The organism is Chryseobacterium sp. MFBS3-17 (assembly GCF_020687745.1).
Taxonomy (GTDB): Bacteria; Bacteroidota; Bacteroidia; order Flavobacteriales; family Weeksellaceae; genus Marnyiella.
In genome coordinates this window covers 155,366-178,287 of sequence record NZ_JAJEWK010000002.1, presented here as the reverse complement: position 1 = coordinate 178,287, position 22,922 = coordinate 155,366, and the positions used below count along the sequence as shown (strand labels likewise).

The following is a 22,922-nucleotide window of genomic DNA, read 5'->3' as shown; positions in this document are numbered from 1 at the left end:
TTATCTTAAAATATGATCTAAAACTTTATTCATGCGGATCAGATCCTCCCGGGTCACGTGTGTATAAGGATTCTGACTGCGTTTGATGAACTTGATTGCCTGCTGAATTTCCCGCAAATCCTTACCGGTTTTCTGCTGAAGTTTGCCCGCAAAAACGTCATCCAGCTCTTGCGTATCAATGAGTAATTCTGTGCGGACCCGGTACAGAAAATACTGACCTTTTTTGGCCATCATGTCCAGAATTTCCCCTTCCTGCAAGTAGAGATTTCCGATGCTCTTTACAAATTCCACAGAGTTATTCTTCAGGGGTTCCACTATAGGCACCACCCGCTGTCTTCTTCTGGCAGTAAACACCACAAACAAGAGCAGACCACCCAGAAACAACCACCACGCGTATTTGAGTGCCGGTTGGGAGAGGATAAAGCGCAAGGGCGATGCAGATTTTGCTGCAGCCTTGCCCTCGCCCATAAACCAAACGGTCTTGCGGTCCGGAAGATAAGAAAAAACATCTGCTGCATACTTTTCATTTCCGGGCTTCAGCAGGTAATAATTGGTCACAAAGAGCGGTTCGGTGTGCAGGTACAGATTTCCTTTTCCTTTTTTAATCCGGATAAAATTCACCCGTCCTTCTGGCGACGTATTATATCCTAAGATCCCTGTAGATTTTTCTACAGTGGTAAACACCTGGTGAGACGGTAGTTTATCAATAATCAATGAATCCCGGTTCAGTTTAATGTCTGTGAGCTTCAGTGTCACAGAATCAGCTACGGGAACATCTTCGATGTACAGCTCCAGCTCATCTTCAATATCCGGATGTATGAAATTACTGATGATCATGGCATCTGAACCCTCCTCTACCCGGGTGAGAATCTGCTGCCAGGATTCATAATCCACACGTTGCTGAATCAGCAGAATATTATGGACATCACCGCTATAGTTCTCGTAATATTCATAAGGATTGGCACCGGACTGCTCCAGTTTGCCCTTCAGCAATTGCTGTGCTTCGCCGGAAAACACAAACAGCCCGAAAGGTGATTTTTTATCCGGGTCAAAGTCCTTGCGCCAGTCGGTCACAGCAGTTTTGTTGACTTCCAGCAAAGCCAGAATCAACATTACAACGATGAAAATAATCCCATACAGTTTCAAGGTTTTATTCATAATGACGCTGAATGTTAAAAATTAAACCCAGTGAATTTCCGGGCAAAACCGAGGTATTGTTCTTCACTGATTTCGAACTCACCATACCATACATAATCAAAAACATAGACCAGTTCTGCAAATTGATCCTTTGCAGCTTCGTTCTTCAATTCCGAAAAATAATCCTGATTGGTCTTTTCCGGATGCCATGCAATCTGTTTTTTATCACTGAGTTTTTTCAGGACAAAAAGGAAGTGGTAGCGGATGGCAGACCGGAAGTCGTGGCTCCTTTCAAAACCGGATATTGATTTCGGAAAGTCGATTTCATGAATATTCTCCCGAAGATCCGCATTCGGCAGGTTAATCTTTTTGTTTTTCCTGCTGAAAAAGAAATTCCCTTCTTTCCCCATCAGAAAACGGATCAGAAAATACAAGACAGAAGCAATAATGACCACTGCCACTACCCGCAGCAAGTTCGCTGTAAATTCTGAATTTTGCTGCGGATTTACCTCACCAAAAATTCTTCTGAGCAGCCGGTCTACCCGTTCCATCAGCTTCTGCCAAAACGATTTGTGAGGTTTCACCGTGGCATAGTCATAATCAGGACCCGAATATCTGGCAGAAAGCGGCTTTTCAAAGGTGCGTTTTTCCAGCACATGGTCTGTAACAGGATTCTGCTTCAGCAGAGAATCTGCAGTGTATTCCACATATTCGACCAGCATCAGCGTATCGAGATCCACCACCCCGGCGGGAGGCGGCACGGCCTGACCAAAACTGCGGATGGATAACAATGATATAAGGAGAAATAATCTAAGCTTCATGATGGCCTATGGTGTCAATTTCAGTAAGGTCTGTACGGCGGTGCAAATCTGTTCGGCTGTCATAATACATCAGGCCTGCATTCACCATCATCACATTCATCAGGAGGAAAGAAACCAGAATGGACACGCCATAAATTCCAAAAAACAAAATGCCGGCAGTTCCCTGAAAAGGATTTCTTCCTTCAGCAATCATGGTATCGGTGGTGTACATCATCGCTATCAGAATAACCATGGGGATCATACTGAGTATGGAAGTGATGGTCTGGATGATCAGATACACCACTACAGAAGAGCCCCAGTATTTCCAAAACGGAGTTTTATGATAACCATCAGGATAGGAAAACTGTGCTTTTACGGCATAATGCAGCGCCTGAAAGAATCCTTTGCCCGAATGAAAATAGTCATATAAAAGAAAATTCACCACATTCATCATGGCCGGCATCAACAACAGCATTAGGAAAAATCCGATGAGCACCAGCATCAGTGCATAAGAAATACCCAAAACCACCATAGCCAGCGGAGTCACAATAAAAAGCAAGCCCAGAAAAAGCCCGATCAGTCGTCCGAAATTACTGCGGATATCCCGGATGATTTCATCTGATGTAATATTGCGGTTTCCCGTTTCGCTGACTCTCTTCATATACAGCACCGGATACGAATATGCAACTACAGAAATGGCCATGAACAAAATAAAAATGAGGACAAATGTAAAAATAAGCACGCCCTGATTTTCCTGAAAATAACTTTCAAAATAAAAAATTTCCCCATCCAGATTAGATCCCAGCAGCTGCGAAAACAATTCCCGGAAACCCAGAATAAATATTACAACCAGCAGAATGAGCAAAATTCCGTTGATTAACAGATAATTTTTAAAATAGTTTTTACCGTTCTGCTTAAAGAACGTGAGGGTATCGCTAATGAGCGCCCCGAAATCTCTCTTCTGATAGTACTGCATGATATCTTTCTGATCTTTTGGATACAATAAACGGATAAACAAAATAATAAAAACCGATGATGCCCAGTGTCCCGAAAATGATGACGCTATTCAGCACTCCGGACATCTGCAGGGCATAACGCGTGAGAAATCCCTCTATAATCCCGGCAATGATGGTAAAAGGCACTGTGCTGAGGAAAATCTTAAAAGCATCCCGGAAGCCCAGTTTAAAAGAATCCAGGCGGGAAAATGTCTTCGGGAACAAAATGGCAGCCCCCAGAATCAGTCCGGCCATGGCTTCCACCACCATACTGAAAATCTCGAACACCCCATGCATCCATATGCCTTTTGCACTTTCCTGTAACGCGCCGTGCTCATGAAAAAAATACTGAAAGGAACCCAGCATAATGCAGTTCTGCAGCAGCACAAATAAGGTGCCCACACCCCCGAAAACTCCATAAAGAAACAGCACAGCACCTACCCGCAGATTATTGAAAATAATGGCTACTGCACTGCCCCAGTCAGATCCCTGCTGGTACACACCCACCGCATTGCCATTTTTAATGTTTTCTATGGTTCTGTTTACATAGTCCTCGCCCAGAATAATCTTGACAAACTCCTTATCATAGTACGCAGAAAGCGCACCGATAAGGGTAAAGAGAATAAAAAAAGCAAAAGCATACAGCAAATACCGCCAGTACCGGTGTATCAGGAGCGGCACCTCGGTTTTGTAGAAGAACAATAAACGGTTCCGTTCAATTCTTCTGGTTTTATAAATCTTCTGAAAAACCAGTCCTGAAAGGTGATTCAGATATACGGTTGTTTTGCTTTTGGGGTAGTAGGTTTGGGCAAAAGACAGGTCATTCACCAGATTAATGTACAGGGACGAGAGATCATCCGGATTTTTTTTCACTTTTCCGCTGACAACCTGCTCTATTCCCAACCATTTTTCTTTATTTTGTTTGATGAATGCAACCTCTCTCATAAGATGCTAAAATAATAAAATATGTCGCAGATTGCTATAAATACTTCACAAAATGTCAATATCAATTTCAGCTCCGCCAGTATAGGAGACAGAATTCTGGCGTTTGTGATTGATCTGGTCATCAAAGCTGCATATTTACTGGTGATGTATTTTATTTTCTTCCGGATTTTTAATCTGGACCCGTACCTTAATACACTGGACAACTGGTCTGTGGCCGCCATTATGATCTTCCTTACTTTTCCCGTTCACATCTACACGCTGGTGACCGAAAGTCTGATGGAAGGACAAACCGTGGGAAAAAGGCTGGTCAGAATCAAAGTTGTAAAGATCGATGGTTTTCAGGCCAGTTTTGCAGATTATCTGATGCGTTGGGTATTCCGGCTGGTAGATGTGTACAGTAATTCCGGAGTGGTAGGTCTGGTGAGCATGATTGTTTCCAGAAACAACCAGCGGCTGGGCGATATTGTAGCCGGGACCGCGGTTATTTCCCTGAAAAGTAACGTCAACATATCGCACACCATTCTGGAACATATCACTACAGATTATGCAGCATTATTCCCACAGGTGATTGCCCTTACCGACAATGATGTACGGATCATCAAAGAGAACTATGAGCGGGCGATGAAAACCGGAGACCGGCAAATCATCAGCCGGCTTACTGCGAAAATTAAAGAAACCCTGAAATTAGAGGCTTTACCGGACGGACTTACCGAACGAAAATTCATTGCCACCATCATCAAAGATTATAATTTCTATACGGGGCAGGATATTTGATTTATATTGGTTATCTTTAATAAACCCATAAATTCTATCGCCATGACGTATGAAAATCACCAATCGGGAAACGGAGGAGTCATCACCTTACAAAATGACCAGGAAGAAATAGGACGCGCCACTTACACTATTTTTCCGGATGAGCAGAAACTCATTATCTCCTTTGTGCTGGTACATCCCAAATATGAAGGCCGGGGCATGGGCAAGTTTCTGGTAGAAGAATGCATCAGATTTGCCAGAACCAATGGCTGGAAGATTTATCCCCACTGTTCCTATGCCAGATCTGTGATGCTAAGAATGGATGATGCCCGGGACATTCTGCTGTCACAATAAAAAAACTCAGAGTTGCGGCTCTGAGTTTTTGTTTGAATTTATCAATTACTGTCAGATGCCAGCCAGCAGGTCATCCGTGATTTCCATATTGTGGTAAACGTTTTGCACATCATCGTCTTCTTCGAAGCGCTCCAGCATTTTCATATTGGCTTTAAACTGATCCTCGGACACCTCTTTGGTATTATTGGCAATCCTCTGCAATTCGGCGCTTTTGGCTTCAATTCCCAGTTCATCCAGTTTATGGGATAAGGCGCCAAAATCCTCGAACGCAGTGGTAATCATCACCTCATCATCATCGCTGTCTATTTCCTCGGCTCCACCGTCTATCATTTCCATTTCAAATTCGTCCCAGTCCTGTGTAATGAGGGCTTTGTCAATAGTAAAAATCCCTTTCCTGTCAAAGATAAAAGCCAGTTCCCCATTTTTTCCAAGGTTCCCGTCAAATTTATTAAACACCGCTCTTACATTAGCCACCGTACGGGTAGGATTATTGGTGGTACATTCTATAAAGAAAGCCACGCCTCCTTGTCCGTAACCTTCGTAGGTTACTTCTTCATAATTTTCTGCATCTGCGCCACTGGCTTTCTTAATGGCTCTTTCTACGTTGTCCTTGGGCATATTGGCCCCTTTGGCATTCTGGATGCATCTGCGGAGTGCCGGATTTGAATCGGGATCAGGACCGCCTGCTTTCACGGCAAGGGCAATATCTTTACCGATTTTGGAGAATGTCTTGGCCATCTTATCCCATCGGGCCATTTTAGAAGCTTTTCTGTACTCGAATGCGCGTCCCATAGTTTTATATAATTAGAATGCAAAAATAAGAAAAAAGTGCATAAAAAAACACCTCCGCATAGCGGAGGTGCATTTTATAGATTGAATTACTGATTAGTAATCTCTCTTTTGCATAGAATCCCAAGTAGCTGCATCAGCTGGTCTTACGATTACTTTTCTGTCTTTTTCTCTTTCAGCGTTAGAAGCAGATTCAGGAACTACTGCATCCTGCTCACCTACACCGATTGATTTCAGAGAATTATCATCTACACCTCTCTTCTCAAGAGCGTTTACTACAGCTGCAGCTCTTTGTCTTGAAAGTTTCAGGTTATAAGCTTCAGAACCTTTTTTGTCTGTATGACCTACGATTACGAATTTACCCTGAGAATCTTTAATGATTTTCGCAGCGTTGTCTAATTTAGCATTAGATTCAGCTTTGATGGTAGCTTTATCGAAATCGAACAGGATATTTTCCAGAGCTACAGTCGCTTCACGACCCCACTCTTCCTGTGGTTTCGGACATCCGTTGTACTGAGCAAGTCCAGGAACTGTAGGACATGCATCGTCTTTATCAAGGATACCGTCTCCGTCTGTATCAGGCCAAGGACAACCGTTGTTTTCAGCTGGTCCAGGAACGCTAGGACAGTTATCATCTTTGTCAATGATTCCGTCTCCGTCTGTATCAGGCCAAGGGCAACCGTTGTTTTCAACTGGTCCTGCTACATCCGGACAATCGTCATCTTTATCCGGGATTCCGTCTCCATCAGTATCAGGACATCCCTGGAATTCTGGTAAACCTGGAGTATCCGGGCACAGATCGTCTTTATCCAGGATTCCGTCTTTATCTCTGTCTCTTTGTCCGAATCTGAACAACAAGGAAGCAGAAGCCTGCCAGAAGTTTGCTACGTTTGAACCGTCGTTGAATGGAGTAGAAACATAATCTCCCTGAATACCAAGACCGAAGTTTTTAGTAATCCAGAAGTTAGAACCTAATCCCACCGGTACTGCGAAATGGTTTGCTTTTGGCGCACCCGCATTTTCATCATAATTAAGAAGAATATCTTCGTTAGCCGCATCTGTATGAGGGAAGATTACTCCTGTATAGTCATGTCTCAGGTAGCTGGCACCTACTCTCAGGTAAGGGTCAAACCATGATTCTTCATTCCAAAGCTTGTTTGCTTTGATCTGAAGACCAAGACCAGTCATCAACATAAATTCTTTACCCATGTCAAATCTTGGGTTAGGAACGTTTCCTACAGAAGTTTGCCAGTCAAGAACCAATGGCCCTGCCAGGTGTCTTGCTACAGTCAGTTTAGATAGTGGTGGTGTAATATGATAATCACCAATGTTGAACAATTTGTCAAAGTGATTAAATTTTTCACCAATTCCGCCGTTTGCCACAGCCATGTGATTCACTCCGTGAGCACCAACACCGATCAACCACGGGTTGTTGCTTGTCTGAGCGAAAACAGTAGAGGCAACTGTAAGTGCCAATGCTGAAATTCCTAATTTTAGATTTTTCATAGAATTAAATGATTAAATAATTGATAGTGCAAAATAAATATTAATTTTCCTTATAAACAAATGTTTCTCAGAGATTTTTTAACTTTTCTTAAGAATTCTTTGTAATGTTCTTTTGTTTTCTCTGTCCTTTATTGTTTCTCTTTTATCGTATAATTTCTTGCCGCGTGCCAGTGCAATCAGGACTTTTGCTTTCCCCTTGTCATTAATATAGAGTTTTAGCGGTACTATTGTGTTTCCGGCGTCTTTCAGTTTACGCTCCCACTTCTGAAGTTCTCTTTTATGCAATAACAATTTGCGTTCACGTCTGGTCTTATGATTATAGAATGTACCCAGTTTGTATTCATCAATCATCATATTGATGATGTATAACTCTCCCTCTATAAACTGACAGAAGGCTTCTGTAATACTGGCTTTGGAAGACCGCAGTGATTTGATTTCCGTACCGCTCAGCACCATCCCTGCTTCCAGCTCCTCCAGGATCTCGTACTCAAAACGAGCCCTTTTATTCCATATCGTTACAGACTTCTCAATCTTCATTATCTATTGCAAATTTCAAGAAAACAAATAAATTTCCCTTATATAATTTCTAAGAAAAATTCTAAAATTTATGTTTATTTAACATTTCCCGTTTTTAGTACTGTAAACCACCACTCTATCTCCGGCAATTACTCGTGCTGAACGCATTTTTTTTCGTACTTTTGCCGCAAATTTACAAAACAATATGTTAACAGTATCTAACTTATCTTTACAGTTCGGAAAAAGAGTACTTTTTGATGAAGTAAACATTATGTTTACCAAAGGAAATTGCTACGGCGTGATTGGTGCCAATGGTGCCGGGAAATCCACTTTCCTCAAAATACTAACCGGAAAACAGGATCCCACCACCGGTAATGTTTCACTGGAGCCCGGCAAAAGAATGTCCGTGCTGGAGCAGGATCACTTTGCGTATGACAATTATACCGTGCTGGAAACCGTATTGCGCGGAAACAAAAAGCTCTATGAGATCAAGGAAGAAATGGATGCCCTGTACGCCAAAGAAGATTTTTCTGATGAAGACGGAATAAAAGCCGGTGAACTGGGGGTCATCTATGACGAAATGGGCGGCTGGAACTCCGAGTCTGATGCCATGACCATGCTGTCTAATGTGGGCATTAAGGAAGACATGCATTATCAGCTGATGGGTGAACTGGAAAACAAGGACAAGGTAAAAGTACTCCTGGCACAGGCACTTTTCGGGAATCCGGATGTGCTGATTCTGGATGAACCTACCAACGACCTGGATATAGAAACCATTTCCTGGCTGGAAGACTTCCTGGCAGATTATGAAAACACCGTAATTGTGGTATCTCACGACCGTCACTTTCTGGATGCCGTGTGTACCCATATTGCCGACCTGGATTACTCCAAACTGAACCTCTATACCGGTAACTATACTTTCTGGTATCAGGCATCACAGCTGGCCACCAGACAAAGACAGCAGGCCAATAAGAAAGCCGAAGAAAAGAAAAAAGAACTTCAGGACTTCATCGCCCGTTTTTCATCAAACGTAGCCAAAGCCAAACAGGCCACTGCCCGCAAAAAGATGATTGACAAACTGAATATTGAAGACATTAAACCTACCTCCAGAAGATATCCAGCCATTATTTTTGAAACAGAACGTGAGGCAGGAGATCAGATCCTGGACATTAAAGATCTGGAAAAAACCAAAGACGGTGAACTTCTTTTCTCGAACATTGATCTGAACCTTAAAAAAGGAGATAAAGTAGCCGTTCTGTCCAAAAACAGTCTGGCCATTACCGAGTTTTTCCAGATTCTGGCAGGAAATACCGAAGCAGACAAAGGCACCTATAACTGGGGAATCACCACCACACAGTCTTATATGCCACTGGACAATACCGAATTCTTCCAGGAAGACATCAATCTGGTAGACTGGCTGAGACAATTTACAAAAAGTGAGGAAGAAAGACATGAAGAATACATCCGTGGATTTTTGGGGAAAATGCTTTTCTCCGGAGATGAAGCGCTGAAATCCTGTAAAGTACTTTCCGGGGGCGAAAAAATGAGATGCATGTTCTCCCGCATGATGCTGCAGCGTGCCAATATTTTGCTGATGGATGAACCAACCAACCACCTGGACCTGGAAAGCATCACCACACTGAACAATTCCCTGAGCAATTTCAAAGGAACCGTGTTGCTGGCGTCTCATGACCACGAAATGCTGCAAACTGTGTGTAACAGAATCATAGAACTTACGCCCAAAGGAATCATAGACCGCGAAATGACCTATGATGAATATCTGGCAGATAAAAAAGTGAAAGAATTGCAACAACAAATGTATTCCTGATTCAGGAACCATTTATTTTTTGAAATCTTATACCAAGACCGCTCCGTACATACTGAGCGGTTTTTTGATGCCTGACGGGTCACAGGTAAAGCTTTTTTAGGCGGTATTTAAAACTATTTTCCGTAATTTTGTGACATTATGAGCTACAAATGGATTTATAAACCCGAACCGGACGAGGACATCGTAGATGGCATCAGTTCATCCCTGGGATTCGGAACCTTTGAATCAAAAATTCTGGTTCTGCGCGGGATCGACAATTATCAGAAAGCAAGGGAATTCTTTAAACCCAACCTCAATGACATTCACAATCCCTTCCTGATGAAGGATATGCAGCTGGCAGTAGACCGCATAGCCACCGCCATAGAAAACGGAGAGAAAATCCTGGTGTACGGCGATTATGATGTGGACGGGACTACTGCGGTAGCAGTGATGTATTTGTACCTCAGCAAAATTGTAGATAAAAAATACCTGGATTTCTATATCCCGGACCGCAATGCAGAAGGGTACGGAATCTCTACAGAAGGAATTGATTTTGCCAAAGAAAACGGCTTCTCCCTCATCATTGCCCTGGACTGCGGCATCAAAGCGCTGGACAAAATAGCGTATGCCAAATCACTGGGCATAGACTTCATCATCTGTGACCATCACCTGCCCGGAGATGAAATTCCGGACGCAGTGGCCGTGCTGGATCCCAAACGCAAAGACTGCCGCTACCCTTACAAGGAACTCTCCGGCTGTGGCGTAGGTTTTAAACTGTGCCAGGGACTGAATACCATTTATAAAATTCCGGAAGCCGAACTCTTTGAACTGACCGATTTGCTGGCCATTTCCATAGCGGCAGATATTGTGTCCATGACTGGTGAAAACCGTGTACTGGCGAAGCAGGGGCTTAAAGTCCTGAGAAAATCCCGTAATCTGGGGCTCAGACTGCTGATTCCGGAGGAGAAACTGGCCACATTTGAAATCTCGAATATTGTATTTGATGTGGCCCCGAAAATTAATGCTGCCGGAAGAATATCCCACGGGAAAGCCGCCGTGCAACTGATGGTTTCTGATAACCTGAAGCAGGCACAGCAAATTGTAAACGATATCGTGACCCTGAATGACAACCGCCGCGAACTGGATATGAGCAGCACCACTGAAGCACTGCTGCAGGTGGTGGAAACCGGCCAGGTAAATAACTTCACCACCATCGTATATGGTGCCGGATGGAACAAAGGTGTCATTGGGATTGTAGCGTCACGCCTTACCGAAACCTATTACAAACCCACACTGGTATTTACCGACGGCAATAATGACGAAATGGTCGCCTCTGCACGGTCTGTGGCAGATTTTGATGTTCATGATGCGCTGGAAGACTGTTCTGATTTGTTTTTAAAATTTGGCGGGCACCCTGCAGCGGCAGGACTCTCCATGGAGAAGGATAAATTTGAATTGTTTAAGCAAAAATTTGAGCAGGTGGTTTCCCAAAAGATTAAGGAACACCAGAAGGAACCGAGCATCACCATAGATTCTGAAGTTCACATTGATGAGCTGAACAAGGATTTCTTCAACTTTCACCGAAAACTCGCCCCTTTTGGCCCGCATAATATGAAACCCGTTCTGGTACTGAAAAATCAGAAAGTTTCCGGCTACGTAAAAACCATGGGCAAAGATTCCAGCCACCTGAAATTCTACATCAAACAGGAATCTACCGGCCGGAATATAGAATGCGTAGGATTTAAACTGGGCAAACATGCCGATGATTTCCGGGAGAAAAGATTTGACATTGCCTTCACCGCAGAAGAAAATCACTGGAAGGGAAATGTGACCTATTTCCTGAACATCCGCGATGTGAAATTTCTGGATGAAAATCAGGGAAGTCTATGAAGAAGGTCGGTTTGTTTTTCGGGAGCTTCAATCCCATCCACATCGGGCATTTAATTCTGGCCAATTATATTCTGGAACATTCTGATATGGACGAGTTGTGGTTTGTGGTGAGTCCGCAGAATCCCTTCAAGGACAAAAAATCATTGCTCAGTGACCATCACCGTCTGGATATGGTACAATCAGCTTTGAAAAATTACCCGAAAATGAGGGCTTCCAATGTGGAATTTTCTATGCCGAAACCCAGTTATACCATAGACACCCTCACCTACCTGCACGAAAAATACCCCGACTATGCTTTCGCGCTGATTATGGGCGAAGACAATCTGGAAGGACTTCACAAGTGGAAAAATGCAGAGCAACTCATCAGCAATCATCAGATTATTGTGTATCCCCGGATTTATGAGGAAAACCAAAAAGAGCATGATTTATTGCATCACGAAAATGTGAGCCGGATTGAAGCACCCGTTATAGAACTTTCGGCTACAGAAATCCGGAATATGCTGAAAGAAGGAAAAAATGTAAGACCCATGCTGCCGCCAGAAGTATTTGAATATCTGGACGGGAGCAATTTTTATCGATCAACATGAACATTATAGAAAAATTTTTCGCAAAATATCCTGAAGAGAAAATCATCAGATGGTTTAAACAAATCTGCCTGGCCGAAGCTATTTCCTGGCTGTTCCTCTTCAGTGCCATGATCTGGATCCGCTATGAACGGGATGAATTTTTGCCTACGCTCTACATCATCATTGTAGGGAATATCCATGGTTTGTTTTTCACCCTGTATCTTTTATTTCTGCTGCCGGTACGGAAAATTTTCCGGTGGGACGATGAAGACACCATTTTTGCACTGCTCTCGGCATTTTTTCCCTTTGCCACCATCTGGATTGATAAAAAGCTGGCACGTTCTGTCCGGGAATAATCCCTGCAACATCTGAAAGGAAACAACTGAAAGTGAAAATTTTTTCACTTTTTTTTGTGCGTTGTGTAACAAAAACCGTCACATGTTTGTCTAATTAAGTAAATCCAACCTCCACTTATTTTTTTAGCACCATGAATATCAACCTTATCACAACAGAATACATTTGATCAAAGTACTTTGCATTGCATGCTACTAAAAAATTATTATATCTTTGCAATGCATTCTTAAAAATCAGTGGCAGGATTCAGAAAGATTACAACTCAGCATTATAACGAAACAAACTCACCTTAAAATCATTCATCATGAGAAAGTTCACCATCACCCTTTCGCTCCTTGCCGGCATGCTTACCTACGCACAGGAAAAAACGGCTGCAGATACCACCAGAGTGCACACCATAGAAGAAATACTCATCAGCAAAAAAGTTTTTAAAAAAGAAAGTGACCGCTTTGTGTATAACCTGGGAAACACGCCCATAGCGAAGGGCAATACCGCCTTTGAAGTCCTGAAACAGACCCCGATGCTCTCTTCTACCGACGACACCAATCTGAAAATTGCCGGAAAAAACAATGCACTCATTTACCTGAACGGACGAAAATCCAATATGAATCCGGAATCTCTGGTTCAGTTTCTGAAAAATACGCCCGCAGAAAACATCCAGAAAATTGAAATCATCACCACACCGGGCAGTGAATTTCAGGTAGAATCTTCAGAGGGCATCATCAATATTGTACTGAAAAAGAAAACCACTGACGGGCTGAACGGGAATATGAGAATGGCTACCGCTGTAGAACAATACGTTGCTCCGTCTGCCAGCTTTTCCCTGAACTACCGCAAGGATAAACTGGGCATCTCCGGCAACGTGAGCACCAGCCAAAATACGCAGCTGCAAGATTATATATTGAGAAACGGAAATGAAACGGCATTCAACGAAAGCCGGGGAACCATTACCGATCCCAACCAGAATCTGGGCGGTTATCTGAATGTGGATTACCAACTGACCGACCGCAGTAATCTGGCTCTGGCCTGGAACTCGTGGGCGAACCGCAGTTATGGTTCAGCCGTGGATCTCTTTAACGAAATCACTTCACTTTCCGGAAAGTCCTACAGCATTTCCCGGAGTACAGACAATGCGCGCTCCTACAACAATTCTGTAAATCTGAACTACGAACTGAAAACCGATTCCCTGGGCAGCAAACTGAACCTGAATGCAGCTTATCTGAATTATAAACGGTTTCAATATACCGATAACCGCAGCATTCTGTCTGATGAGTTCCGCAACGATCTGGGAATGAGCAAGCAGGTTTTTCAGCACCTGCCACAGATCATCAACAACTTCTCCGGAACCGCAGATTATATTAAAAAATTTGAAAACGATTTCACCCTGTCTGTGGGCGGCAATTACAACAAAACCAAAACCGATAACGATACCCGCACGGAGACCTATTATCTGATTCCGCCTTTTCCCACCGAAAGCGAACCCAATCATTTTGTGTATAATGAAAACATCTACGGCATCTACGCAACCGCCGAAAAGAAATTCTCTGAAAAATTCTCCGGAAAGATTGGCACCCGATATGAAATCACCTCCAGTCTGGGAACATCAGACAATGCCCAGAACCCGGAATACCGCAGGATAGAACGAAATTATGACAAACTGCTGCCGTATATGAGCCTGAACTATGGCATTCACCAAAACCACAATTTGTCCTATGCCTTTTCCAGCCGCATGCGCAGACCCAGTTTCTGGGAAATCAATCCGGTGCGCCATATTCTGACCGAGGATAACTATACCCAGAATGATCCTTTTGTGCGCGCTTCCACCTATTACAATCAGGAGCTGACGTATATGTTTAAAAACGCCTACTATCTGGTCCTGAACCATACCTACGCCAAGGACATCATCAATCAGGTACCGCTGCAGCGGGATATCGAACGAAATGGCGTCATTTACAAAGAACTCCGGTACATCCGGACCAATTTTGGCGACAAACAGGAAATGTCAGCATTGCTGGGCATGAACCGCTCCTTCTTTAATCAGTATTTGACCACCAATCTGAACGCAGGAGTACAGCAGAACCGCAATAACGGCTCACTGAGCGTAGACCCTACCACCGGAGATTTGTTCCCGGAATACCGCAACAATACAACTTCTACCAGTTTGCTGATCCAGACCAGCAATACCCTGAGGCTGGATAAAGCTAAAACCTGGTTTCTGGGCGTGAACTATTTCTTCGTAGACAAACAGCAAATAGAACTCGGCATGCTGAAGTCTTTGCAAAGTCTGGATGTTAATCTGAAGAAAATTTATGAGAACTGGACCTTTGCGCTGGAAGTAAAGGATTTACTGCGCACCAATATTGTAGAAATAGAAGATTACCAGGAAAACGGCAACTATAATTATGTAAAAAACGATCAGTTCCGGCGGGGTGTACATTTCAGTCTCACCTATAATTTCGGAAATCAGAAAGTACAGAAAGTCCGGAAAATTGAAAACGCAGCCGAGGATATTAAAAGCCGTACCCGATAAGACACCCTCAATTTATTATATTTTTCACGCGAATCCCGCAGCCCTGGCTGCGGGATTTTTATGGCAAAGGATATTCTGATTTAAACAATGATTGATTGGCACTACTGTTCCTCTTTTGGCAGAAAAACTTCCGCCAGCATGCAGCGGGCACTGCCACCGCCATTGGTTTCTATGGTATGAAGGTCTGCAGAAATAATTTCGCAGTACTGCTCAATGCTTGCAATCTGCTCTGTGGATAAAGAATCATGCGCGGTGCGGCTCATCACCAGAAATTTTTCCCCGGCAGTGTTCTGTACCTGAAGCATATTGCCGGCAAACTGCTGCAACTGCTCTTCGGAAATCTCTATCACTTCCTTGCCCGAAGATTTGATGACTTCCTGTACTTTTTCCCGTTCCATTTCGTCATCTATACAATCCAGGCAGATGACTACAAAACGGTCTGCCACACACATCATCACATTGGTATGGTAAATGGGAAGCCTGTCTGTGCCCACACTTTGGAAGGAGTGGAATACCACAGGTTTATAACCATACTTTTCACAAAAATCCCGGAACAACTGTTCATCCAGTCGCAACGATACCGATCCGTAAGCGATTTTATTTTCATGGTCAAAAATCATACTCCCGGTTCCCTCCAGAAACAGTTTATTTTCTTCGTGAACAGCCCAGTCATCCACACCGCTGATTTGAAAACCTTCCGCTTTCAGCAGTTCCAGAATATCTTCGCGGCGTTCTTCCCTTCTGTTGGGCGCAAACATGGGATACAAAACCACACGGCCGTCCTTATGAAAACTTACCCAGTTGTTCGGGAAAATAGAATCCGGCGTGTGCGGATCCTGCGTATCCTTTACCGTGATCACGTTGATGCCTTTGCTGCGAAGTTTTGCCACAAAGTCACGGAATTCCTGCAGTGCTTTCTCCTGAGTATTTCCGCCCTGCTGCTCTACCTGAAAATAGTTGTTTTCTGCTGTCTGCGCATTAAACCCGAACGCTACCGGTTCAATCATCAGCACAGTATCTGTCGTTTGCATAATTTTATTAAAATTTCCTCAAAAATAGTCAATATTTTTCGTAATTTTATAGAGTGTGTCAGCGATTTTTATCATGGTTCATCACCGCCTGTGCAAACCCGCCGGGTAAGGTTCCGGAGTGATGATGAATGGTTAAAACAGATGATGAATGGTTAAAACAGACGATGAGAAATACCTGACGGAGCACTTTTATTTAAAATCTGATTTTTTTTATATGCTTGAAATTGCCTGTTTTGAAATTACCTCCGCCGAAATTGCGCTGAAATCTGTAGCCGACCGCATTGAGTTCTGTGCGGAGCAACGCCTGGGCGGCATCACCCCGAACTTTGAAGAATTCCGCTATCTGAAATCGGTATATGACAAACCGGTGTACGTGATGATTCGTCCGAAAGAGGGCGATTTTCTCTATTCTGATGCCGAATTTGAGGTAATGAAGCAAAGTCTCACGGCTTTCCGCGAGGCCGGAGCCGATGGTTTTGTTTTCGGCATGCTGGCTGCGGACCATACGGTAGATGTCATCCGCAACAAAAAACTTGTGGAACTGGCGGAAGGCCGACCGTGCACCTTTCACCGTGCCATAGACCGCACTGCAGATACCGCAGCAGCCATCCAAACACTCATTGCCCTGGGATTCAGCAATGTGCTTACCTCCGGTGGGGCGGCCACAGCGGTCGCCGGCAGAGAGCAGCTGAAAGACTGGGTAGCTTCTTATTCGCATAAAATCAATATCCTGATTGGTGGCGGCGTGCGTTCAGAAAACGTCGGCATGCTGAAAGAGTACACCGAAGGCCTGCATTTTCATTCATCGGCAATCCTTCCGTATGAAAGTTTTGCCAGCGAAACGGAAATTCAGAAGCTGAAAATCGGAATTTCTTCCTGATTATTCCCGCACCAGCGGCAGCGTGGAACAGCGCAGCAATCCGCCCATTTTGGAAATCTCACGGTACGGAACTTCTTCTACCGTCATGCCCCATTGTTCGCGCATGTGCCTGTTCATCCGCGTAAAACTGCTGTCGGACACCAGAATATCCGGCGCAATGGAGAAAACATTCGGGTTCATCTCGAACATTTCCTGAGCATCTACATGGAAGCAGTTTTCTTCGCCAAAAATATCCAGTAATAACCGGTAATCACTCTCATCTACAAATCCGTCTTTATAGATGATGCACTTATCCGTACCCACCGGATTGAAGGTACAGTCCAGGTGGAGAATCCCCTCATAGGGCACGGTGTCATTTTTCTTCAGTTCCAGATCGATGATTCTTTTTTTCGGGAAATATTCCTTCAGGATATCGATGGCGTATTCATTGGTTCGGGCCGTTTTGTAATTGCGGTAATCCTCAGAAAAACAAGTTCCCACAAACAGGAAATCATTCCACACAATGACATCTCCGCCTTCTATATGCGCAGATTCCGGCAGGTTAATGATGTCCCGCCATTTTACTTTTTCAAAGATGCTGCGGTAGGCATCCTGCTCATCTGCGCGGTCTGAAATGACATTGGAAATAATCATTTTATCATCAATTACAAAGGCCACATCCCGGGCAAAAACCTGGTTGTAATCCTGAATCACGTCCGGGCGCAGGACCTCTACGTCATATTTCTTCAGAACTTTTTCAAATTCTGACATTTCATGGCAAATGTCTTCTTCTGTAGGATACACCCCATTTTCTATGGTATGATAGGATTTGGCGTCATAGGATTCCTCCAGTGTGGGAACGGGTCCCATGGAACTGGGTTGTCCCAGCACTACCGTTTTCAGTCTTGCGGTTTCGTTTGTAATATTCAGCTTCATAAAAAGTGCATATGGACAAATATACTCAATCGGAATGAAAGAATGAATTTTTAAAAGATTAAAAATGCTTCCGGTAAGAGTGAAATCCGGGATCCCGGTTTCCGTACATTCATTCTTGCCGTATACGAAGCGGTGATCCGCAATTTTTGTCTAATTTTGTAAGATAAACCCCGGCTATGGACCCCGCAACACAAACCTATCAGCAACATTTCACCGAAGAAGAACAGCAGATCTGTTCTGCACTGTACGCGCAGATTTGCAGTGTGCTTACAGAAGCAGACCATAAAATCTGGCATGGCCATCCGGTATGGTTTCTGGCTGAGAACCCGATTGTGGGCTACAGCCGTGAGAAGAAAGGCATCCGGCTGATGTTCTGGAGCGGTGCTGATTTTGATGAACCACTGCTGAACCAGCGCGGGGCGAAATTCCGGGATGCTTCTGTCTATTTCACGGCACCCGGCCAGGAAGATGAAGCAGCCATCAGCCGCTGTCTGGAAAAATCCCGGGAGATCCAGTGGGATTATAAAAATATTGTAAAGAGAAAAGGAAAACTGGAACGATTAAAATAAGCAGCAATGAAGACCACCGCACATCATGACGAGCGCATCGCGCAGATGACGTTTGCCTCTGTATATCCGCATTATGTAACGAAAGTAGAAAAAAAAGGCCGCACGGTTGCAGAACTGCATGAAGTCATTTTCTGGCTCACGGGTTATGACGAAGCAACCCTACAGCAGAAGATCAGTGAAAAAGTTACTTTTCAGGAGTTTTTTGCGGCAGCAGATCTGAATCCCAATGCGCAACTCATTACCGGCGTGATCTGTGGGTACCGTGTAGAGGAAATAGAAAACCCGGTGACGCAGCAGGCGCGGTATCTGGACAAGCTGGTAGATGAACTGGCGAAGGGCCGGAAAATGGAGAAGATTTTGCGGAAGTAAAGCAGCGGCACACGTGAGTTTTGATTACCTGATGGATATTTGCCTCGTTATGGTTTATTTTTTTTAATGGTCTGGGCGAACCCGCCTGCGGTGGGTTTCCCCAAAGGGTAAATTTAAGAAAAATTGTGTGGTTTCCGCACTTTTATTGGTGACATAGGTTGCCGTACCCAGATGGTCGCCGTGCAGGTAGTACAACCCGTAATCCATAGAGGCGGCTTTGGCCAGCTCCTTCTGTACTTCTGCCGTACGGTAGCCTGCCTTTTCCAGATAATGCCGGAAAGCGACCCAATATTTGCAACTCATAAATCAAAAAACCGCCTCAGTATTGTGAAGGCTTCTTGTTTAATCATTCATTGAGTAAATTAGAAATAATCAGTTTTTCACTTCTTCCAATCCAAACAACGTCTTCTCTTGATCCTTTATAAAGAACGTAACAGTCAACAGTTTGGGTAAAATCTTTCCATGAAAATAATTCTTTTGACTGTAAAGAAAGTAAAGTTTCTTTATTTAGTTTTTCTTTTATAAAAATGAAAGAAGGCTGTTCATAAGAAAACCATAATGTAGAAAATGTATTGAAAAAATAATTTGCAATATTCTCTGAAAAATCTATATAAAAAGACATGAAATTATATTTTCTATCAGTATGCAGATTTTTTACATTACTATCTTTCTCAAGAATATTGTGCATAATATCATTAATTTCGTATTCAATATTTAATCTTCTGTTGATGCACAGTATGTGGTTAACTTCACAGAAAAAATTATAAAATAAATTAGACAAAAATTTATTATCTTGAGGATTATCTTCTATCGAATCCATAGAAAGCAATAAATTATCGTATTTTTCATAATAAAAAATCTCTTTCATGGTGATTATCTTTGAGTTTCAGGGATTACTTGCGTTCCTACCAGCATTCCAGGTCTTAAAATTAGTTGAGTATTGGAACTTCCAATAGTTTGTCCCATAATGTTAAATCTGTATGTTCCGTGTAAATCAATTAGGTCTGTTTTATGAATTCCACCATAATCAACTCTAAATAAATTTCCTCCTTTCACTGCTTGTTTTCCCGAAATAAAAGTTCCTGCCCCTTCTCCTGCTCTTGGATTAGCATACATCGCTCCAAAGTTATAATCTCCAAGTTTACCACTTAGTCCGTTCTTACTGAATCCACCAAGACTTTTAAATGCAATATTAGCTACCTTGGCAACAGCCACATCTGTAATCATTATTTCAGCGGCTTGAAGAACTCCCATTGCTAAATGTGTATTTGGGTGGCTAAAATAAGAATCAGAAGGAGAACTTATTGTTGGGGCATTTGGATTGCCTGGAGAATCACTTCCCAAACTTTCTACTTTTCCTGTAGAAAAAGACCAATCTTTCGAATATACCATTCCTTTTTTATTAAAGGAAGCGGCTTTCATAAACCTTGTATATCCATCGTAAGAAGTTCTTTCTCCTCTTACGCTCCATAAATCCCCATTCTTGTAAACTGTAGAATTGTAATTGCTGTTAGAAGCTGCAAATTGTTCTGCCCTAATTCTTGCATCTGATTTTGTAATATTATTCCAAAATCCTGCACCTCTAACCCAGCGTCCGTCTGGATCGGTATATTTTATCGGATTGTTCAGTGTGTAGACGTATGGAGAAACACTTGGATAAGCTTCCGCTAGAGGATCTACACCGTACCAAATACTTAACCTTGGGTTATAGTATCTTGCTCCATAATAATAAAGACCGGTTTCGCTGTCTAATTCTTTCGCATTAAACTTATATGGATTGGGATAAGCAGACTGTTGCTGCTGCTCTGCCATAACCTCTCCAAAAGGCAAATTTAAGAAAAATTGTGTTACCTTACCTTCCCAGTTGGTTACCATACTGGCTGTACCCAGATGGTCGCCATGCAGGTAGTACAACCCGTAATCCATAGAGGCGGCTTTGGCCAGCTCCTTCTGTACTTCTGCCGTGCGGTAGCCTGCCTTTTCCAGATAATGCCGGAAATCTGCATCTACATCTGCCTTGCCTTCCTGGCGCACGCCACTCTTGGAAGCCTGCTGGTTAAAGAAAGAATTTCCTTCCTCACTCACCCTGCTGGCTATACGCTGCGTACCGGCATAGTAATGTTGGAGCATCTTGGTGTACAATATTAATACATTAATTTCTCATTTCACTAAATTAGAAAGTATAAATTTAGTGTTCACATCATTTTCTCTATGCTCGAAACTATGATTACCAAACAAAAATTTAAAGACTTCTTTAATAAAAATGTTGCCGCTTTATAATTTTATTATTTAGAATCATTACAAATTACAAAATTTTACAATGTAAACTATAATGCACATTTGTTACTTTTATGATACATATGTAGCACAAAAAAACCACCCTTCTTTAGGTGGTTTTTTATCTTACTTAAACTGTCTTACCAATTAACCCCTGATTTTGGATCACTTGAATAGTCTTCAATCAATTCTTTAAACATTTCTCCATATTGACTATAATCTGAAAACATACTATCAACTTCTTTTAATGATTTCTCTTTGCCAACTAACATAGTTCGATAAACGAAGTATTCTGAGTAAAGCATAGTATCTTTGGGATTATTTTTCGCTTGTTCAGCAATCATATTAACATTATTACTCAAATACATCTTCGCTTTCAATCTATCTTTATTTTTAAAACGATAAAAATTTAAATTGTTAATTGTTTTTTCTTTTGTAAAAGAATCTATATCATTACTCCTTTTTAAAACACTTTCAAGTTCATCATATTTTTCTAAACTCATCAACACTCCCGATGCTGAAAGAAAAAATTCCGTTTTAAGCCCATCATTTCTAAAGTCTTTATTTTTGTTTAAAAAAGAATATGAATCATTTAAAACTTGTTTGTTACCAGTATCATCATACTTTATCAAACTGTTACTTAATATTTCATTCAACTCTTTATTAGTCACGTTACTATTGCAACTTGCAAAAAAGCAAAATAGCGCAGCATACATTAAAACATTTTTCATTATTGTAAAATATTTCTTATAATATTATTTCTAAACTTTACAGATAGATTCAAATTGGTTTTATTAGGAACAAAGAAAGCAGGACCCATATAACCTAAAGGTGTTTTTCCATTAAAATACTGCCCTTTGAATTTAAAATCTAAATTATACGAACGACCATAGTTTTTTTGGATTGAATTGGCATTCCAATAGCTCCTATATGATAATGGACTAATATCTCCTCCGATTCTTATATCACCATTCGGACTGCGTAATGCAGCAGCAACATTATTTCCTTGCAACGTCATTTTTTCTCCTGATAAACTGATACTTGCTGACGATTGTGCTGTATTCGTTCCCGAAATGGATACATTTATATTAACGCCTTTAAATGTTTTTCCTGATATATTACCTTCACTGTCATACGCAGTATTAACGTCTGCACTAAAGGAAGCAGTCATTGTAGAAGTAAAATTGGCATTAGTAACCGCAGCACCTTTAGAAGAGTACGGGTTATCATAATCATCCATACTTATCGCACCCGTGTCATTTGTGGTAGCAGAAAATTGTGTGCCTCCAAAAAGATTTTTTACGATGTCTGAATCCTCTTTTCCAATATAAGAATAACCAGTTGGTGTTTCTGAAGGTTTGGTAACTTCATTTCTCCATTCAAATTTACCAGTCTTGTTATTTTTTATCCAGTCTTCAGGTTCCATCCCAGTTGGATCTGTCCAATTTATCGGATTATCAAACGCGTAAGCATACGGCGACCAGCTTGGCATTTTCTCCGCCAGTGGATCAACACCATACCAAGTGGAAATCCGTGGATTGTAATACCGTGCGCCATAGTAATATAATCCCGTCTCCACATCCTGCTCCTTTGCATTAAATTTATACTGGTTCTGGTATTCACCCGGCAGGTTTTGCTCTGCCATATTCTCCCCAAAGGGTAAATTTAAGAAAAATTGTGTGGTTTCAGCACTTTTATTGGTAACGTAGGTTGCCGTGCCCAGATGGTCTGTATGCAGGTAGTATAAACCGGCTATATTTTGGTTTTTCGCAAATTCTTTTTCTACCTTTTCCGAAAGTCCTGCCTGCTTCAGAAAACGGTGTAAATCTGCACAATCAAAATCAAGTCACCCAAAACCCAACCGCACGCCATTATTGCCAAAGATCTTCTGTAAATATATTCATTATTTCTTCAATGACACTCTTTTTAAAGCCAAAAA

Annotated in this window: 24 protein-coding genes; 10 read left to right on the top strand and 14 right to left on the bottom strand. The window is 42.3% G+C overall.

The genetic code is table 11. From position 1 onward, the window contains the following. The 4 genes from LKO26_RS01015 to LKO26_RS01000 are packed head-to-tail and all read right to left on the bottom strand — an operon-like array spanning position 1 to position 3,877. Positions 1-1,158, bottom strand: coding sequence for a DUF4350 domain-containing protein (locus LKO26_RS01015; protein ID WP_227585933.1), 1,158 nt, complete (start codon positions 1,156-1,158; stop codon positions 1-3). Positions 1,159-1,172: 14 nt separating this feature from the next. Beyond that, complete coding sequence (locus LKO26_RS01010; RefSeq protein ID WP_227585932.1) at positions 1,173-1,958, bottom strand: DUF4129 domain-containing protein; 786 nt, start codon at positions 1,956-1,958, stop codon at positions 1,173-1,175. Beyond that, a complete protein-coding gene (locus tag LKO26_RS01005; RefSeq protein ID WP_227585931.1) occupies positions 1,948-2,913 on the bottom strand; it encodes a DUF4013 domain-containing protein in 966 nt (321 codons plus the stop codon). The genes LKO26_RS01010 and LKO26_RS01005 overlap by 11 nt, the downstream gene beginning before the upstream one ends. Beyond that, on the bottom strand, positions 2,873-3,877 hold the full coding sequence (locus LKO26_RS01000; protein WP_227585930.1) for a stage II sporulation protein M: 1,005 nt from the start codon (positions 3,875-3,877) through the stop codon (positions 2,873-2,875). Before LKO26_RS01000 ends, LKO26_RS01005 begins: the two co-directional genes overlap by 41 nt. 21 nt (positions 3,878-3,898) lie before the next feature. Between LKO26_RS01000 and LKO26_RS00995 the strand changes: the two genes are divergently transcribed. Continuing rightward, on the top strand, positions 3,899-4,651 hold the full coding sequence (locus LKO26_RS00995; RefSeq protein WP_227585929.1) for an RDD family protein: 753 nt from the start codon (positions 3,899-3,901) through the stop codon (positions 4,649-4,651). Positions 4,652-4,693: 42 nt separating this feature from the next. Then, positions 4,694-4,984 carry a GNAT family N-acetyltransferase gene (locus LKO26_RS00990; RefSeq protein ID WP_227585928.1) on the top strand — a complete coding sequence of 97 codons (291 nt, stop codon included), beginning with the start codon at positions 4,694-4,696 and terminating at the stop codon, positions 4,982-4,984. A gap of 51 nt (positions 4,985-5,035) precedes the next feature. Here LKO26_RS00990 and LKO26_RS00985 read toward each other — a convergent pair whose 3' ends face one another. The 3 genes from LKO26_RS00985 to smpB form a co-directional block, all read right to left on the bottom strand. Continuing rightward, the gene (locus LKO26_RS00985) at positions 5,036-5,776 is read right to left on the bottom strand and encodes a YebC/PmpR family DNA-binding transcriptional regulator (RefSeq protein ID WP_227585927.1); all 741 of its coding nucleotides are present in this window, start codon (positions 5,774-5,776) and stop codon (positions 5,036-5,038) included. 93 nt (positions 5,777-5,869) lie between these two features. Further along, positions 5,870-7,279: an OmpA family protein gene (locus tag LKO26_RS00980; RefSeq protein ID WP_227585926.1), complete on the bottom strand. Its 1,410-nt coding sequence runs from the start codon at positions 7,277-7,279 to the stop codon at positions 5,870-5,872. A 78-nt stretch (positions 7,280-7,357) separates the two neighbouring features. Continuing rightward, on the bottom strand, positions 7,358-7,816 hold the full coding sequence (gene smpB / locus LKO26_RS00975) for an SsrA-binding protein SmpB (protein ID WP_227585925.1): 459 nt from the start codon (positions 7,814-7,816) through the stop codon (positions 7,358-7,360). Positions 7,817-8,000: 184 nt separating this feature from the next. Here smpB and LKO26_RS00970 point away from each other — a divergent pair, with 184 nt between their 5' ends. The 5 genes from LKO26_RS00970 (at position 8,001) to LKO26_RS00950 (ending at position 14,942) form a co-directional block, all read left to right on the top strand. Further along, positions 8,001-9,623 carry an ABC-F family ATP-binding cassette domain-containing protein gene (locus LKO26_RS00970; protein WP_227585924.1) on the top strand — a complete coding sequence of 541 codons (1,623 nt, stop codon included), beginning with the start codon at positions 8,001-8,003 and terminating at the stop codon, positions 9,621-9,623. Between the two features lie 138 nt (positions 9,624-9,761). Continuing rightward, a complete protein-coding gene (gene recJ, locus LKO26_RS00965; protein ID WP_227585923.1) occupies positions 9,762-11,492 on the top strand; it encodes a single-stranded-DNA-specific exonuclease RecJ in 1,731 nt (576 codons plus the stop codon). Continuing rightward, positions 11,489-12,079, top strand: a complete 591-nt coding sequence (nadD, locus tag LKO26_RS00960) for a nicotinate (nicotinamide) nucleotide adenylyltransferase (protein ID WP_227585922.1) — start codon at positions 11,489-11,491, stop codon at positions 12,077-12,079. Before recJ ends, nadD begins: the two co-directional genes overlap by 4 nt. Then, positions 12,076-12,414, top strand: coding sequence for a DUF3817 domain-containing protein (locus LKO26_RS00955; protein WP_227585921.1), 339 nt, complete (start codon positions 12,076-12,078; stop codon positions 12,412-12,414). Before nadD ends, LKO26_RS00955 begins: the two co-directional genes overlap by 4 nt. Before the next feature lie 302 nt (positions 12,415-12,716). Continuing rightward, positions 12,717-14,942, top strand: a complete 2,226-nt coding sequence (locus tag LKO26_RS00950) for an outer membrane beta-barrel family protein (RefSeq protein WP_227585920.1) — start codon at positions 12,717-12,719, stop codon at positions 14,940-14,942. Positions 14,943-15,043: 101 nt separating this feature from the next. On the opposite strand, the gene ctlX is transcribed toward LKO26_RS00950, so the two are convergent. Continuing rightward, complete coding sequence (ctlX, locus tag LKO26_RS00945; RefSeq protein ID WP_227585919.1) at positions 15,044-15,973, bottom strand: citrulline utilization hydrolase CtlX; 930 nt, start codon at positions 15,971-15,973, stop codon at positions 15,044-15,046. Positions 15,974-16,121: 148 nt separating this feature from the next. Between ctlX and LKO26_RS00940 the strand changes: the two genes are divergently transcribed. Then, positions 16,122-16,853 carry a copper homeostasis protein CutC gene (locus LKO26_RS00940; RefSeq protein WP_227585918.1) on the top strand — a complete coding sequence of 244 codons (732 nt, stop codon included), beginning with the start codon at positions 16,122-16,124 and terminating at the stop codon, positions 16,851-16,853. Here the strand turns inward: LKO26_RS00940 and LKO26_RS00935 are convergent, their stop codons facing one another. Further along, positions 16,854-17,768 (bottom strand): dimethylarginine dimethylaminohydrolase family protein, encoded by a 915-nt coding sequence (locus LKO26_RS00935; RefSeq protein WP_227585917.1) that lies wholly within the window; start codon positions 17,766-17,768, stop codon positions 16,854-16,856. A gap of 176 nt (positions 17,769-17,944) precedes the next feature. Between LKO26_RS00935 and LKO26_RS00930 the strand changes: the two genes are divergently transcribed. Then, positions 17,945-18,337, top strand: a complete 393-nt coding sequence (locus LKO26_RS00930; protein ID WP_227585916.1) for a DUF1801 domain-containing protein — start codon at positions 17,945-17,947, stop codon at positions 18,335-18,337. A 6-nt stretch (positions 18,338-18,343) separates the two neighbouring features. Beyond that, positions 18,344-18,706 (top strand): DUF2200 domain-containing protein, encoded by a 363-nt coding sequence (locus LKO26_RS00925; protein ID WP_227585915.1) that lies wholly within the window; start codon positions 18,344-18,346, stop codon positions 18,704-18,706. Positions 18,707-18,769: 63 nt separating this feature from the next. On the opposite strand, the gene LKO26_RS00920 is transcribed toward LKO26_RS00925, so the two are convergent. The 5 genes from LKO26_RS00920 to LKO26_RS00900 all read right to left on the bottom strand — a co-directional run bounded on the left by LKO26_RS00920 (position 18,770) and on the right by LKO26_RS00900 (position 22,706). Beyond that, a complete protein-coding gene (locus LKO26_RS00920; protein WP_227585914.1) occupies positions 18,770-19,009 on the bottom strand; it encodes a hypothetical protein in 240 nt (79 codons plus the stop codon). Positions 19,010-19,052: 43 nt separating this feature from the next. Then, positions 19,053-19,574 (bottom strand): hypothetical protein, encoded by a 522-nt coding sequence (locus LKO26_RS00915; RefSeq protein ID WP_227585913.1) that lies wholly within the window; start codon positions 19,572-19,574, stop codon positions 19,053-19,055. Positions 19,575-19,579: 5 nt separating this feature from the next. Further along, positions 19,580-20,836 (bottom strand): RHS repeat domain-containing protein, encoded by a 1,257-nt coding sequence (locus LKO26_RS00910; protein ID WP_227585912.1) that lies wholly within the window; start codon positions 20,834-20,836, stop codon positions 19,580-19,582. 287 nt (positions 20,837-21,123) lie between these two features. Then, positions 21,124-21,714, bottom strand: a complete 591-nt coding sequence (locus LKO26_RS00905; RefSeq protein ID WP_227585911.1) for a hypothetical protein — start codon at positions 21,712-21,714, stop codon at positions 21,124-21,126. Beyond that, positions 21,714-22,706 (bottom strand): RHS repeat-associated core domain-containing protein, encoded by a 993-nt coding sequence (locus LKO26_RS00900; RefSeq protein WP_262907389.1) that lies wholly within the window; start codon positions 22,704-22,706, stop codon positions 21,714-21,716. Before LKO26_RS00900 ends, LKO26_RS00905 begins: the two co-directional genes overlap by 1 nt. Between the last annotated feature and the right edge of the window lie 216 nt (positions 22,707-22,922).

What these genes read in the sequence shown, in the direction of transcription:
- LKO26_RS00990 (WP_227585928.1), top strand. Translation starts at nt 4,694, where the DNA reads ATGACGTATGAAAATCACCAATCGGGAAACGGAGGAGTCATCACCTTA.
- LKO26_RS00925 (WP_227585915.1), top strand. Translation starts at nt 18,344, where the DNA reads ATGAAGACCACCGCACATCATGACGAGCGCATCGCGCAGATGACGTTT.
- LKO26_RS00905 (WP_227585911.1), bottom strand. Translation starts at nt 21,714, where the DNA reads ATGAAAAATGTTTTAATGTATGCTGCGCTATTTTGCTTTTTTGCAAGT.
- LKO26_RS00955 (WP_227585921.1), top strand. Translation starts at nt 12,076, where the DNA reads ATGAACATTATAGAAAAATTTTTCGCAAAATATCCTGAAGAGAAAATC.
- LKO26_RS00985 (WP_227585927.1), bottom strand. Translation starts at nt 5,776, where the DNA reads ATGGGACGCGCATTCGAGTACAGAAAAGCTTCTAAAATGGCCCGATGG.
- LKO26_RS00980 (WP_227585926.1), bottom strand. Translation starts at nt 7,279, where the DNA reads ATGAAAAATCTAAAATTAGGAATTTCAGCATTGGCACTTACAGTTGCC.
- LKO26_RS00915 (WP_227585913.1), bottom strand. Translation starts at nt 19,574, where the DNA reads ATGAAAGAGATTTTTTATTATGAAAAATACGATAATTTATTGCTTTCT.
- LKO26_RS00910 (WP_227585912.1), bottom strand. Translation starts at nt 20,836, where the DNA reads ATGCTCCAACATTACTATGCCGGTACGCAGCGTATAGCCAGCAGGGTG.
- LKO26_RS00950 (WP_227585920.1), top strand. Translation starts at nt 12,717, where the DNA reads ATGAGAAAGTTCACCATCACCCTTTCGCTCCTTGCCGGCATGCTTACC.
- nadD (WP_227585922.1), top strand. Translation starts at nt 11,489, where the DNA reads ATGAAGAAGGTCGGTTTGTTTTTCGGGAGCTTCAATCCCATCCACATC.
- LKO26_RS00940 (WP_227585918.1), top strand. Translation starts at nt 16,122, where the DNA reads ATGGTTAAAACAGACGATGAGAAATACCTGACGGAGCACTTTTATTTA.
- LKO26_RS01005 (WP_227585931.1), bottom strand. Translation starts at nt 2,913, where the DNA reads ATGCAGTACTATCAGAAGAGAGATTTCGGGGCGCTCATTAGCGATACC.
- LKO26_RS00970 (WP_227585924.1), top strand. Translation starts at nt 8,001, where the DNA reads ATGTTAACAGTATCTAACTTATCTTTACAGTTCGGAAAAAGAGTACTT.
- recJ (WP_227585923.1), top strand. Translation starts at nt 9,762, where the DNA reads ATGAGCTACAAATGGATTTATAAACCCGAACCGGACGAGGACATCGTA.
- LKO26_RS00995 (WP_227585929.1), top strand. Translation starts at nt 3,899, where the DNA reads ATGTCGCAGATTGCTATAAATACTTCACAAAATGTCAATATCAATTTC.
- LKO26_RS00920 (WP_227585914.1), bottom strand. Translation starts at nt 19,009, where the DNA reads ATGAGTTGCAAATATTGGGTCGCTTTCCGGCATTATCTGGAAAAGGCA.
- LKO26_RS01015 (WP_227585933.1), bottom strand. Translation starts at nt 1,158, where the DNA reads ATGAATAAAACCTTGAAACTGTATGGGATTATTTTCATCGTTGTAATG.
- LKO26_RS01010 (WP_227585932.1), bottom strand. Translation starts at nt 1,958, where the DNA reads ATGAAGCTTAGATTATTTCTCCTTATATCATTGTTATCCATCCGCAGT.
- LKO26_RS00930 (WP_227585916.1), top strand. Translation starts at nt 17,945, where the DNA reads ATGGACCCCGCAACACAAACCTATCAGCAACATTTCACCGAAGAAGAA.
- LKO26_RS01000 (WP_227585930.1), bottom strand. Translation starts at nt 3,877, where the DNA reads ATGAGAGAGGTTGCATTCATCAAACAAAATAAAGAAAAATGGTTGGGA.
- LKO26_RS00935 (WP_227585917.1), bottom strand. Translation starts at nt 17,768, where the DNA reads ATGAAGCTGAATATTACAAACGAAACCGCAAGACTGAAAACGGTAGTG.
- ctlX (WP_227585919.1), bottom strand. Translation starts at nt 15,973, where the DNA reads ATGCAAACGACAGATACTGTGCTGATGATTGAACCGGTAGCGTTCGGG.
- smpB (WP_227585925.1), bottom strand. Translation starts at nt 7,816, where the DNA reads ATGAAGATTGAGAAGTCTGTAACGATATGGAATAAAAGGGCTCGTTTT.